Annotated in this window: 12 protein-coding genes and 1 tRNA gene; 12 read left to right on the top strand and 1 reads right to left on the bottom strand. The window is 49.9% G+C overall.

Annotated features, from left to right (window positions below; all coding sequences use genetic code 11):
* The first annotated feature begins 38 nt into the window (after positions 1-38).
* The 12 genes from ACG2XO_RS01040 to pyk all read left to right on the top strand — a co-directional run bounded on the left by ACG2XO_RS01040 (position 39) and on the right by pyk (position 11,664).
* Positions 39-887 (top strand): CheR family methyltransferase, encoded by an 849-nt coding sequence (locus ACG2XO_RS01040; protein WP_410498993.1) that lies wholly within the window; start codon positions 39-41, stop codon positions 885-887.
* Entirely contained in the window at positions 887-1,501 is a 615-nt protein-coding gene (cheD, locus tag ACG2XO_RS01035) for a chemoreceptor glutamine deamidase CheD (RefSeq protein WP_410498992.1), read from the top strand. The genes ACG2XO_RS01040 and cheD overlap by 1 nt, the downstream gene beginning before the upstream one ends.
* A gap of 17 nt (positions 1,502-1,518) precedes the next feature.
* Entirely contained in the window at positions 1,519-2,598 is a 1,080-nt protein-coding gene (locus ACG2XO_RS01030) for a protein-glutamate methylesterase/protein-glutamine glutaminase (protein ID WP_410498991.1), read from the top strand.
* 9 nt (positions 2,599-2,607) lie between these two features.
* Positions 2,608-3,948, top strand: coding sequence for a sigma-54-dependent transcriptional regulator (locus tag ACG2XO_RS01025; RefSeq protein ID WP_410498990.1), 1,341 nt, complete (start codon positions 2,608-2,610; stop codon positions 3,946-3,948).
* Between the two features lie 73 nt (positions 3,949-4,021).
* On the top strand, positions 4,022-4,345 hold the full coding sequence (gene fliE, locus ACG2XO_RS01020) for a flagellar hook-basal body complex protein FliE (RefSeq protein ID WP_410498989.1): 324 nt from the start codon (positions 4,022-4,024) through the stop codon (positions 4,343-4,345).
* Between the two features lie 26 nt (positions 4,346-4,371).
* Positions 4,372-6,078: a flagellar basal-body MS-ring/collar protein FliF gene (fliF, locus tag ACG2XO_RS01015; protein WP_410498988.1), complete on the top strand. Its 1,707-nt coding sequence runs from the start codon at positions 4,372-4,374 to the stop codon at positions 6,076-6,078.
* 72 nt (positions 6,079-6,150) lie between these two features.
* Complete coding sequence (fliG, locus tag ACG2XO_RS01010) at positions 6,151-7,158, top strand: flagellar motor switch protein FliG (protein WP_410498987.1); 1,008 nt, start codon at positions 6,151-6,153, stop codon at positions 7,156-7,158.
* Between the two features lie 9 nt (positions 7,159-7,167).
* Positions 7,168-8,043 (top strand): flagellar assembly protein FliH, encoded by an 876-nt coding sequence (locus ACG2XO_RS01005; protein ID WP_410498986.1) that lies wholly within the window; start codon positions 7,168-7,170, stop codon positions 8,041-8,043.
* Complete coding sequence (gene fliI, locus ACG2XO_RS01000; RefSeq protein WP_410498985.1) at positions 8,027-9,427, top strand: flagellar protein export ATPase FliI; 1,401 nt, start codon at positions 8,027-8,029, stop codon at positions 9,425-9,427. Before ACG2XO_RS01005 ends, fliI begins: the two co-directional genes overlap by 17 nt.
* Positions 9,428-9,471: 44 nt before the next feature.
* Positions 9,472-9,912 carry a flagellar export protein FliJ gene (fliJ, locus tag ACG2XO_RS00995; protein ID WP_410498984.1) on the top strand — a complete coding sequence of 147 codons (441 nt, stop codon included), beginning with the start codon at positions 9,472-9,474 and terminating at the stop codon, positions 9,910-9,912.
* Positions 9,913-10,013: 101 nt separating this feature from the next.
* A tRNA-Arg gene (locus ACG2XO_RS00990) sits at positions 10,014-10,085 on the top strand.
* A 139-nt stretch (positions 10,086-10,224) separates the two neighbouring features.
* Entirely contained in the window at positions 10,225-11,664 is a 1,440-nt protein-coding gene (gene pyk / locus ACG2XO_RS00985) for a pyruvate kinase (RefSeq protein WP_410498983.1), read from the top strand.
* Between the two features lie 107 nt (positions 11,665-11,771).
* On the opposite strand, the gene ACG2XO_RS00980 is transcribed toward pyk, so the two are convergent.
* Positions 11,772-13,634: a methyl-accepting chemotaxis protein gene (locus ACG2XO_RS00980; protein WP_410498982.1), complete on the bottom strand. Its 1,863-nt coding sequence runs from the start codon at positions 13,632-13,634 to the stop codon at positions 11,772-11,774.
* Positions 13,635-13,644 lie beyond the last annotated feature (10 nt).

Below are 13,644 nucleotides of genomic sequence, written 5' to 3'. Positions count from 1 at the left end.
TAAGTTGTCAAAAAATTGTTTGGTGAGAGCAGGTCGTGATGCTGAATGAATATGAATTCAATTACACCAAGGCGGACTTTGCCAGAGTGGCGGACTTGATCTACCTGCGCGCAGGTATTCGGCTCAATGATAGCAAAGAACAAATGGTGTATAGCCGTCTATCCCGCAGATTGAGAGAGCTTCAGGTCAATACCTTCTCCGGGTATTTGAAATGGCTGGAGCAGAATCCAGATGCCGCTGAATGGCAACTCTTCACCAATGCCTTAACGACCAATCTAACGTCATTTTTTCGCGAAGCATATCACTTCGACATTCTGGCTGAGCAATTGCGGACGAGTTCTGCGCGGCCATTTCGGATTTGGTGTGCGGCCGCTTCAACAGGCGAAGAGCCTTATTCTTTGGCGATGACTGCGTTTGAGGCTTGTCGATCAGTGCCGCCCCCGGTGCAAATTATTGCATCAGATCTTGATACCCATGTTTTGGCGACTGCAGCCGAAGGGATTTATTCGGTGGAAAAACTGGAAAAATTATCTGGAGAGCGTAAGCGCAATTTTTTTCTAAAGGGCAAGGGGAGCAATACCGGCAAAGCCAAAATTCGAAATGAGTTGCGTGCGTTAATGGAGTTCAGGCAGATTAATTTGCTGGATCAGGATTGGCCATTGGATGGGAAATTTGATGCGATTTTTTGCCGCAATGTACTCATTTATTTTGACCAAGCGACGCAACGTACCATTCTGGAAAAAATGGGGCGCTTGCTGCAGTCGAATGGCCTGTTATATGTTGGTCACTCGGAAAATCTGCACTATATGTCGGGCTGGTATCGCTCTTGTGGTAAAACAACATATCAATTAACCGAGCAAGCAATTGCGATTTGGAGTAAATCGTAATGAGCACTCCATTTGCTGATGAAATACTTGCGCCGACAATTTACTTTGATAAAAATTTTGCGGTTGAAGCGGCCAAAATTTTACCTGGTGAGTATTATATAACTGGACGAGATATGGTTCTGGTGACGGTGCTGGGCTCTTGCGTTGCAGCCTGTATCCGCGATCCTGTGAATGGTGTTGGTGGCATGAATCATTTCATGCTGCCAGAGTCTACCGAAGATATGGCTCAGATCAATGGTCTTTCGACTCGGTATGGAACTTATGCAATGGAGGTTCTGATTAATCAGTTACTAAAAAATGGTGCGCAAAAACATCGCTTGGAGGCAAAAATATTTGGCGGCGGTAATGTATTGCGAGGATTTACTGTTTCAAATGTGGGTTTGAGAAATGCTGAATTTGTGAAAACATTTTTGTCTGTTGAACAGATTCCGGTTGTGGCTCAGGATTTGCTCGATATTTTTCCACGGAAGGTCTATTTTTTTCCAAAAACTGGGCGAGCTTTGATTAAGAAGCTGAAAACTGTGCATAACAATACAATTGTCGAACGTGAAAAAATTTATGGTTCTCGTCTTGTTCATTTGGCGGCGAGTGGTGAAATTGATTTGTTTTCTTAATGGCCAGGGTTATCTTAATGGATAAAATTAGAGTCGCTGTGGTGGACGATTCAGCACTGATTCGTAGCCTATTAAAAGAAATCATTGATACCGAAAATGATATGGAGTGTGTTTCAACGGCCCCGGATCCCTTGATTGCTCGAGAGCAAATTCGTACGCTCAATCCGGATGTGATTACGCTGGATGTTGAAATGCCCAAAATGGATGGCCTGGATTTTCTAGAGCGCTTGATGCGTCTTAAGCCAACCCCTGTGTTGATGATTTCATCATTGACTGAGCAGGGATCGGAAGTCGCGTTGCGTGCACTGGAGTTGGGGGCTGTTGATTTTGTTGCCAAGCCCAAAATGGATATTGCAGGTAAAATGAACGAATATGCCGAAGAAATTCGGAGCAAAATTCGAATGGCCTCCAAAGCAAAGGTAAGATGTTTGATGAGGGACGTAATTCCGCCCAGCCATAGTGCAGATGTGGTGTTGTCGAAAGCTTCGCGTCCGCTACTTAAATCGGAAAAATTGATTATTGTCGGTTCATCAACCGGCGGGACAGAGGCATTGAAGGAATTTCTAATTCCGATGCCCCCTGATGCTCCGGCAATATTGATCGCACAGCATATGCCAGAATCATTCACTCATTCATTCGCCAAAAGACTCGATTCTCTCTGTCGTATCTCGGTGAAAGAGGCCGAACATGGCGAGCGGATTTTACCTGGGCATGCTTACATCGCGCCGGGACACTCACATTTGATGCTGGGGGCTTCAGGTGCTAACTATATTTGCGAGCTATCAACGGCTGCTCCTGTGAATCGCCATCGTCCATCGGTCGATGTTCTCTTTCGCTCAGCCGCAAATGTTGCGGGGCGTAATGCCGTTGGCGTTATTCTGACCGGGATGGGGCGAGATGGGGCGACCGGAATGCTGGAAATGCATCAGGCTGGGGCTCATAACTTTGCTCAGGATGAAGCAAGCTGTGTGGTATTCGGAATGCCCAAAGAAGCCATTGCGAGCGGTGGGGTGGATGAAATTGTTCCACTTAAGGATATGGCGCAGAAAGTGCTTGGATGGGTATCGGTCAATAGTGGGCGAGCTTTGAGAATATAAAGGATCAGCATGGCTTTACCAGTACTAATCGTCGAAGATGATGATGATTTGCGCGAAGCACTCATTGATACGCTGGAGCTGGATGGATATAGCGTTGTTGTTGCAGAGGATGGTGTTTCGGCGCTCTCTGTTCTGGCAAGTCAGCAAGTAGGGTTGGTTGTTTCTGATGTGCAGATGCAGCCGATGGATGGAGAGTCCTTGTTGCTCGAAATCAAAAAAAGCTACCCTTGCTTGCCCGTTATTTTGATGACGGCATATGGCTTGATTGAGCAAGCTGTCAATGCCATGCATGCAGGGGCAAGTCATTATTTGCCCAAGCCATTTGAACCAAGTGCACTATTGACCCAGGTCGAGCGCTACCTTTTGCCGGATCTCGGAGAGGATGCGCTAGTCGCTGAGTCTGGTGAAATGCAGCAATTACTTGATATGGCGCGGCGTGCAGCCCATTCTGATGCCTCGATTATGATGACTGGGGAGTCTGGAGTTGGTAAGGAGGTTATGGCGCGCTTTATTCACCGCCACAGCCCACGAGCCGCGAAGCCATTTATTGCCATTAACTGTGCCGCCATTCCTGAACAGTTGCTCGAATCAACTTTATTTGGGCATGAAAAAGGGGCATTCACCGGCGCGTCAGGGCACCACATCGGTAAATTTGAACAGGCGCAAGGTGGGACGATTTTGCTCGATGAGGTGACTGAAATGCCGTTGGCATTGCAGGCCAAATTATTGCGAGTGCTGCAAGAGCGCGAATTGGAACGGGTCGGGGGGGCTAGGCCTATTGCGCTTGATATTCGGGTATTGGCGACATCCAATCGCGACTTGGCTCAAGAGGTTGCCGCAGGGCATTTCCGTGAAGATCTTTTTTACCGATTGAATGTATTCCCGTTAAGCATTCCACCGCTGAGAAATCGTTGCGCCGATATTTTGCCATTGGCACGTAATATGCTTAATAGATATGCAACGGTACAGAAAAAGCGAGCCCCGGTTTTGCTGGAGTCTGCTCAAAAGGCTTTGTTATCGCATTCTTGGCCAGGCAATATCCGTGAGCTGGACAATGTGATGCAAAGAGCTTTGATTTTATCTCCTGGAGATGAAATTGCCGCCGAGCATTTATTTTTGCCGCATGTGGCGGCAAAAATTGCCGCTAAAGATGAGCCGGTTGAGCTTGCTCCACCGGTTGCGATGGCGGCAACAAACATCAAGGATATGGAAAAAGCCATGATTTTTGATGCCTTGAAGGCGGCGGGTGGAGTGCGTAAGGTCGCAGCAGAAAAACTGGGGATGAGTGAGCGAACTTTGCGTTATAAGCTGGCTCAGTACCGTGAGGAAGATGGTGGTTTGCCAATTTAACACGACACGGAGTAGGAAGTGCTTGCTGCAAGCGGCTGGCGCACCTACAATTTTGCAAGGAAGGTAAGTAGTTATGAGCGTGCAAGGAATCGATCAGCTGCTCGGCGAACTTAGATCAATGTCGGCTCTGGCCTCTGGCCAGCCGGTTAATCAGCCTAGTGAAGTGCCTGGCGCACCCAATTTTGCTGATGTACTGAAAGAGTCGATTGATCAGGTGAATCAGGTGCAGCAGGATGCTCAAGCCAAGCAGGTCGCATTTCAATCGGGCGATCCTGATGCCAATTTGCAAGATGTCATGGTGTCATTGCAAAAGGCCAGTTTGAGTTTTCAAACCATGGTTCAAGTTCGAAACAAGCTCGTTACTGCTTATCAGGAAGTCATGAATATGCAGGTATAACCTGCGCGTACTGATATCGGTAGGGTATGGCAGAAGCTGGCGTCGCAGCAGATAACACCTTGGTAACAGCAAATAATTTCGGTGGGCTGAGACAACGCTTCGAAACGATGTCGCCTGCGCGAAAGATGATGGCCATGGTGGTTGTGGCGGTGCTGATTGCCGCTATTGCCGGCTCTTTGCTATGGTCGCGCGAGCCGACCTATCGGGTTCTGTTTACCAATCTTCCGGACAAGGATGGTGGTGCCATCGTTCAATCTCTTGAACAGATGAAAATCCCCTATAAACTTGATGCTGGAATGATTTCTGTTCCTAGTGACAATATTTATGATGTCCGCCTCAAACTTGCCGCTCAAGGATTACCTAAAGCTGGTAACGTCGGTTTCGAATTGCTTGATAATCAGAAGTTCGGCGTTTCTCAGTTTGCCGAACAGGTCAATTATCAACGCGCCGTTGAAGGTGAATTGACTCGTTCGATTGAGTCTATCTCTGCTGTTGAAAAAGCCCGGGTTCATTTGGCAACGCCAAAGCAGACTGTGTTCTTGCGTGATCAGCAGAAACCTTCCGCGTCGGTTGTTTTAACCTTGCATCCGGGGCGATCGCTTGATGGTGGACAAATCGCCGGCATTATTCATCTTGTCTCGTCCAGTGTGCCAGGACTACCGATTGCTAACGTCACGGTGGTTGATCAAGACGGCAATCTGATTTCTCGCGCTGCAGATTTAAATGCTCGTGGCAATATGGATCAGCGTCAATTGCAATACATCGGGCAAATCGAAAGAAGTTTTGTCGAACGGCTTGAAACTATTCTCGGACCCATTGTCGGCGAGAAAAACGTGCGAGCAGAAGTTACCGCACAAGTGGATTTTTCCGAAGTAGAGCAAACCTCCGAGAGTTTTAAGCCGAACTCTCCTCCCAATGAAGCCGCAATTCGTAGCCAGCAAACTTTGGATCAATCCGGCAAGTCGGCCGAAGACAATGCGCTGGGAGTGCCTGGAGCATTATCCAATCAACCTCCTGGTGCTGCAGCTGCACCTATTACAGCTCCGGTTGCTTCTGATGTCGTCTCTGGATCAACCGCAGCGACTAATACCCGGAAAGAAGCGACAACCAATTATGAAGTGGACAAGACCATCCAGCATGTCAAACAGCCCGTTGGTATCGTCAAGCGGCTTTCTGCTGCTGTTGTCGTCAATTACAAAGCGGGCAAAAGTAAAGATGGAAAAATGGCCTATGTGCCATTTACTCCCGCCGAAATGGCACAAATTAATAACTTGGTTCGTGAAGCCATCGGATATAACAAAGAGCGTGGTGATTCTGTCAATGTAGTGAATGCCGCTTTTGCCGAGTCTGTTCCATTGGAAGAGAAAGGTATCGAAGAAAAGGCGCTTAACTATATTCAGACCAATGCACTTGAAGTAATGAAAATGGCTGTCATCGTGATGGCGTCGCTTTACCTGCTCCTGTTTATTATTCGTCCATTGATGAAAGATCTTGCTCGTGTTCGTGATGAATCATTGGCGCAGGAGCTCAATTTGGGTGAAGCCGGTCCGAGTAATCTGTTTATCATGGACGGAGTCCCTCAGGGCGGCACTCCGGAAGAGCAAAGCAAACATGCTGCTTATGCAGAGCTTTTGCAGCAGGCTAAAGAATTGGCACGTAATGACCCACGTATGGTTGCCATGATTTTGCGTGAATGGATGAATCCCGATGAAGAGAGAGCCATTAACAATTAGTTCGGTTGATACGCGTTCAATGAGTATCAGAGTAAAGAAATAAGAACTTGGGCTTTCGCAGGAGTAGATCAAATGGCCAGCACTTTAAATGATGATGGCGTTCACCGTAGTGCCTTATTACTCATGTGTCTGGGTGAAGATGCTGCCGTTGAAGTATTTAAATATCTCAGCCCAAAAGAAGTCCAGAAACTCGGTTTTGAAATGGCCAATATGAACTCCGTGGCGCGTGAGGAAATGGATTCGGTGCTGGAAGAGTTTATCGCTTCAACCCAAAATCGTGCCAATTTGGGCGCTGCCGACGAATATATTCGTTCAGTGCTTACCAAGGCTTTGGGAACGGATAAGGCCGCCAATCTGCTCGACCGGATTTTGCAAGGGAATGACAATAATGGTATCGAGTCGCTCAAATGGATGGACGCGACGGCTGTTGCCGAGCTGATCCGTAACGAGCATCCACAGATTATCGCGACGATTCTGGTGCATCTGGAGCCTGATCAGACTTCAGAAATTCTGGCGCAGTTTACCGAACGGGTTCGCAATGACGTGTTGCTCCGGGTCGCAACGCTCGAAGGGGTACAGCCGGCTGCACTGAAAGAACTTAACGACGTCTTAAATCAACTGCTTTCAGGTGCAGATAAAATCAAGAAAAGCGCTTTTGGTGGCGAACAAATGGCCGCCGACATCCTCAACTTTATGGGGGGCGGGGTCGAAGCCTCAGTCATTACCAATATTCGTGATTACGACCCTGAGCTGGCTCAGCGGATTCAGGACAAAATGTTCACCTTCGACAATCTGGTTGATATTGATGATCGTGGGATGCAGGTCTTGCTGCGTGAAGTTCAGATGGAGTCACTGATCATTGCATTGAAAGGGACCAGCCAAGGGCTGCGAGACAAAGTATTCAAAAATATGTCGTCGCGGGCTGCCGCAATGTTGCAGGAAGATCTGGAAGCCAAAGGGCCGGTTAAAATTTCAGAAGTTGAAACCGAGCAGAAAGAAATCCTTAAAATTGCTCGCCGTCTAGCCGATGAAGGTCAATTGATCATCGGTGGTGCCGGTGGTGAAAGCATGGTCGAGTAAGGTTAGCGAGTGGCAAGCAATCCGCGTCGTATCATTCCCAGCGAAGAGTTGTCCGAGTTTCAGCGCTGGCAGTTCAACTCGCTGCTGGAAACGGCTGCACGACTGCACCCTGAGCCTGAAACGGTCGAGCCGCTCGAAGAGCCTGTGCCGGATCCTGTGATTGAAGAGACCGTGCCGGGCGAAGTCGTTTTCGAAGAGGAGCCTGTCGTCGAGGCTGCTCCAGAGCCAATGAACTATCCGACTGCCGACGAAATCGAAGCCATTCAGCGTCAGGCGCATGAAGAAGGCTATCAGGCGGGCTTGCAAGAGGGGCGAGTTCAGGCTCAGGTGCAAATACAGCAACTTGATCAGTTATTAGGCGAAGTGGCGGCGAGCTGTCGCAACACAGAAACCGAGCTGGCCGATGCCGTATTGCAGCTTGCGTTAGTTGTTGCGCAGCAAATGATCGGCGATGAACTGCGGCAGTATCCTAAGCAGTTGCTGGCCCCGATCAGGGAGGCCTTGGCCGTGATTCCAACGCCGAGCTACCCTGCTAAATTATTTCTATCCCCTGCAGATTTGCAGTTGTTGCAGCATGATTTGCAGTATGAACTGGCCGAAGATATTTGGCGCTTGATTCCCGACGATCATCTGCAACCCGGCAGTTGCCGGATTGAAACACCCAATACACAGATGGAATATTCACTGGTCAGTCGCTGGAATAAAATACTTGGGGTATTGTCTTCTAGCGCTCTGCCAGAATGGGGTGCAGGGATATACCCTGGTAGTGCTTCGGTTGCTGATCCGGTGGATTTATCCTCCATGGGATCCGATGTGAATCTCGTTGATCCTACTATTGCTCAAGTTTCCTCATCCAAGCCGCCTGCGAATGACACAGACGCTTAACGACATTCGCGCTTATCTTACTGATTGCCAAACTGCAGTGACTGCCGTCAGGCCATGGCTGCCACGCGGGAAATTGACCCGAGTTTCCGGCCTCGTTCTTGAGGCTGTGGGTTTGCGCCTGCCAATCGGCGCTTCTTGCGATGTTATTACGCCGGGTGGGCATCCGGTTGAAGCCGTGGTCGTGGGGTTTCAGGAAGCTCGGCTATTTCTGATGCCGATTGCCGAGTTATACGGTATCGAACCTGGCGCTGTGGTCAGGCCGCGCGAAGATATTGCAGCATGGCGGCCAGAGTTGGGTAAGCCACGTCCGGTGCAGCGGCGGGCAGAAGATCATGGTCGCCAAGTCCCGGTGGGCTGGGGCTTGCTGGGGCGTATTCTGGATGGTCTGGGGCGTCCGCTCGATGGCAAAGGAGCGCTGCATAACGAAGCTTATTATCCGCTGTTTTCCCGCCCCTATAATCCGATGGATAGGGAGCCAGTACGTTCGGTCATGGATGTTGGCGTGAGAGCGATCAATGCCATGCTCACCGTCGGGCGAGGGCAACGACTGGGCTTGTTTGCCGGTTCGGGGGTGGGAAAATCGGTCTTGCTCGGGATGATGGCGCGCTACACGGCTGCCGATGTCGTCGTGGTTGGATTGATTGGTGAGCGTGGCCGCGAGGTGAAAGATTTTATTGAAAATATTCTCGGCGACGAAGGCCGGGCGCGCAGCGTCGTGGTAGCTGCGCCGGCCGATACATCGCCGCTATTGCGTCTGTACGGTGCCGCTTACGCGACCAGCATCGCCGAATATTTCCGTGATCAGGGCAAAAATGTGCTGCTGATTATGGATTCATTGACGCGTTATGCGATGGCGCAACGTGAAATTGCACTGGCAGTGGGTGAGCCGCCAGCAACCAAAGGTTATCCTGCTTCGGTTTTTGCTCGTCTGCCGCAGCTCGTTGAGCGAGCCGGCAATGGCCGCGAAGGTGGTGGCTCAATCACCGCGTTTTATACCGTACTTTCCGAAGGTGATGATCAGCAAGACCCGATTGCCGATAATGCCCGGGCGATTCTGGATGGTCACTTTGTATTAAGCCGGCAACTGGCCGAAGCGGGGCATTATCCGGCGATTGATATCGAAGCTTCGATTTCACGGGTGATGCACGACATCATTAATCAGCAGGAATTTGAGATGGTACGCCGGTTCAAATTCTTGTATTCCCGCTATCAACGCAGCAAGGATCTGATCAGCGTTGGTGCCTATGTACCCGGCTCCGATCCGGTGCTCGATGACGCCATTCGTCGCCACCCCAGCTTTGAAGCCTTTTTGCAGCAAGCAATTAGCGAGCAGGAAAGTTACGACGGCGCTAGAATGAAACTGGCTCAGTTATTTGCCCAGTGAACAACATCTGTAAATACCCGGCTGGCTTATAAGGTAGTTTTGTCATGGCCAAATTCCGTTTCGCTTTCTTATTGCAGCTTGCGCAGGACGAGCGCGAAGATGCATCGCGTGCAATGCAAGCCGCACAAGCAGCGTGGCTGCAGGGGCAAGCCAAGTTGGAACAGGTTGATTCATTCCGTGCCGAATATCGTGGCCGACTCGCCAGCAGTGCCCAGACCGGCATGTCGGTGACCCAGTGGCGCGACTTCCAGCTATTTCTTGCCAAGCTCGATACGGCCGCGATCCAGCAGTCCGAGGAAGTGAATCGCTTAAGCGCGGTTTATGAAGAACGCAAAGTGCAATGGCTGGAGTGCGAGAAAAAAGTGAAAGCCTTTGAAGCCTTGCGCGTACGGCATGAGCAAAATGAAATCAGTCGCGAAAATCGCCGCGAACAAAAAATCCTCGACGAATTCAATAGTCGCCCCCGCTCAAACTCTGGTCATTGATGAACAAATTGACGATCCAGTTTTGATCCGCAATGCCGAGTGAGCAAAAATTCGGTAGAATGCGCCTTCTTCTCGCGACCCGCTCAGGGGAGCTGCACCAAGTCCTCATAGTTAAACGGATATAACAAGCCCCTCCTAAGGGCTAGTTGCAGGTTCGATTCCTGCTGGGGACACTTTCAAGCCTCTTTCTCCTCCGTGATTCAAAATGGCATTTCATTGATCAGGCTCAGTACGGTCAATGACGGTTCGCGCACAATAACTGCAATCGCCCATCGAATCGGCTTGTTTCCGGATTAATGACAGGAGTTTGGCATGTTACGAAGCACTAAAATTGTGGCTACTTTGGGACCAGCATCGAGTGGGGCGGCGACACTGGCACGACTGGTGGAAGTCGGAGTCAATATGGTGCGACTGAATTTCTCGCATGGTCATGCGCAAGACCATCTGGATCGAGCCGCGTTGGTGCGAGAGCAGGCCAAAAAAATCGGCAGGCCAATTGCGATCATGGTTGATTTGCAAGGGCCAAAAATCCGGATTGGCAAATTCAAAAAAAATAAGATTGAGCTCGCCAAAGGCGCCAAGTTTGTACTGGATGCATCGTGTGAGCTGGGCGATCAGAATGGGGTCGGTCTGGATTACAAAGAACTGCCCAATGATGTTGGAGCGGGTAATGTCTTGCTGCTGGATGATGGCAAAGTGCAACTGCTGGTCGATTCTGTTGAGGGTTGCAGGGTGTTCACGACCGTCCAGGTTGGCGGCACCTTATCCAATAATAAAGGGATCAATCGCCAAGGTGGTGGGTTGACGGCGCCGGCTTTGACCGCCAAGGATATGGATGACATCAAGGTTGCCGCCAAGTTGCATGCTGATTTTGTCGCGGTGTCATTTCCGAAAAGTGCTGCCGATATGTATATGGCACGCACTTTGTTACGCGCAGCAGGTAGCAAGGCCTTGCTGATCGCAAAAATTGAACGCACCGAGGCGATTGCCAATCTGGATGAAATCCTTGAGGCTTCGGACGGCATTATGGTCGCTCGCGGCGATCTGGCCGTTGAAGTGGGCGATGCTGCGGTGCCCGCGCTGCAAAAACGGATGATTAAAGCGGCTCGCCGGATGAATAAGCTGACTATTACCGCGACGCAAATGATGGAGTCGATGATCTCCAGTCCTGTACCGACACGCGCCGAAGTGTCCGATGTCGCCAACGCGGTGCTCGATGGGACAGATGCTGTGATGCTGTCGGCAGAAACGGCATCGGGTCAGTACCCGGTAGAAACCGTTGAAGCGATGGCGCGGATTTGTCTCGAGGCCGAAAAGTCGCAAGATTACAAAGTCAGCAATGCCGCATTGCTCGATGGTGAATATACGCGTGTCGATCAAACCATTTCAATGGCTGCGCTGTTTGCCGCCAATCACCTGAATATCAAAGTGATCGCCGCGTTAACACAATCGGGCTCTTCGGCGCTGTGGATGTCGCGTGTGATATCGGGCGTACCCATTTATGCCTTAACCCCCGAGGCCGAAACCTATAGTCGCCTGTCGCTATTTCGTGATGTCGAGCCGGTAATGCTGTCACACGACAACACGGATCGTGAATCGCTGCTGCTGCGTGCCGAAGCGGAAATGTTGCGGCGGGGGATTGTAGTGCCCGGTGATCTGATTGCCTTCACTTTCGGTGATGTGGTCGGCGCTTTGGGAGGGACGAATTGCCTGAAAATTGTCAAAGCAGGCGAATCACAGAAAATACGGTAATTGCAGTTGGTATTAACGATATGACAAAAGGCCGCTGATGCGGCCTTTTGTGTGAATGGGTATATTGCTGCAGGACTTAACTGTAGAGCCTTGTGGCTTATACCCTGTTAGACTTTGAATCGACCAAACATTTCGCGCAAAAAGCTTGCTAGATGGTTGAGTTGCGCCACAGAGTCGTTTGCACGATGCAATGCGTCATCTGATTGCTGCATTTGATTTGTAATGTTCTCGGCACTTTGAGCCATCAGCGTGGTGGCATCTTGCTGCTCTTTCGTTGCATGGGCAATTTCACTCATTTTATCCATGACTTTGCTCATGTTCTGACGGATATCCACAATTTTTTCAGCCGCGTGGTTTGAGAGGCTGACCCCACTTTGTACAGCTCCGAGCGTGGATTCCATCGTGCGCACTGCCGCATTGGTTTCACCGCGAATACCGTCGATCATGCCCGTAATTTCGAGCGTTGCCGAGCTGGTGCGTTCTGCCAGTTTACGAACTTCATCGGCAACCACAGCAAAACCGCGCCCTTGCTCACCCGCTCTTGCTGCTTCAATTGCGGCGTTAAGTGCCAGCAAATTGGTTTGATCTGCGATCTCTTTAATAACCTGAATAATTCCGCTGATGTCCTGGCTACGCTGGTTGAGCCGATCCAGCAAGGAAGACAATTCCCGAACCTCGGAGGCTGATTTACCCACCTCATTGGCAACATCATTCATGCTTTGCGCCGATTCGGCTGACAGAGCGCCTGTGCTGGTTACCAAATGATTGGCTTCATCAGCATTATCGGCAATATGGCTGATGCTGACGGTGATTTCCTCAATGGTCGCAGAATTGGTCGCAGCCATATCTGACAAAATATGAGAGTCATTTGAGATGGTGTTGAGGACCTGGTTGATTTGCTGCACACCCATGGTCAAATTTTCAGTTTCTTTGCGCAGGTCGCTGAACATGCCTCGTAAGCGATCGGTGAACTGGTTGAATGCTTTTGCTGTCTGGGCGATTTCATCATCACCGTCAATCTGGATCTTGCGCGTTAAATCGCCTTCACCCTGAGCGATTTCAATCATGCCGTTGCGGACTTTGAGCAAGCCCGCCAGCATTCTGCTGACTAACATGCTAGCGAATGGAATGATGATCAACAAGGTAACAATCAGGGTCGCAATTGCAGTCCAGAGTAATTGATTCAGCGGTGCCAGTGCCGTGGCTTTATCAATCACCATGACCAGCAAGATGTCACTATTTTCGATGGATTTGGCATAAACGTACTTGGATGCGCCACCAATATCAGTTTCAAGTCGCTCTTGTGAATCCGCGATTCTGCCTAGGTTGGCGGCAGAGAGTTCGGGGCTTAATTCAGTGGACGCTTTCAAAATTTTGGATTGATCCGCATGCACGAGGATTGCCCCCGATTTGTCGATCAAAATGGCGTAACCATTACCGGTCATTTTGATGTTCAAAACGTCTTTTACGATGTCATCGAGGAAAATATCTGTAGCGACGACTCCGAACAAAGTACCGTCTTTCTTTACGGGCGCCGCAAATGACAGTGTGAGTCGCTTGGTTCCTGCATCCACATAAGGCGCAGTCATGATGGTTTTGTCTTCTTTTTGTGCCTGTTGATACCAAGGACGAGAGGTAGGGTCATAGCCTGCTGGCAGACCCATATCACGCGTGGTAATCATTTCTTTGGTCTGTGTGCCTAAATAGGCCGAGTCAAATTTGGCACTCTGTTCGGCCTGGCTGATGATGGGAATAAAATCCGAGCCCATCTCCAATGATTTAGACAGGGCCGTCACGATCATTTTTTTATCTGCCATCCAGTTACGGAGCAAAACGCTATAACCCGTTTCAATACCAATAATCTCGTTGCGCAGCCCGACATTGATCATTTCGTTGCGCATCTTGGTATAGGCGCCAAATGTCAGCACAGAGGCTACAGCCAAGATTAAAACCGCAATAAAAACGATCAATCGTACGCGT

The sequence above is a fragment of the Chitinibacter sp. S2-10 genome (assembly GCF_046530675.1).
Taxonomy (GTDB): domain Bacteria; phylum Pseudomonadota; class Gammaproteobacteria; order Burkholderiales; family Chitinibacteraceae; genus Chitinibacter.
This window is presented reverse-complemented; position numbering and strand designations above follow the sequence as displayed.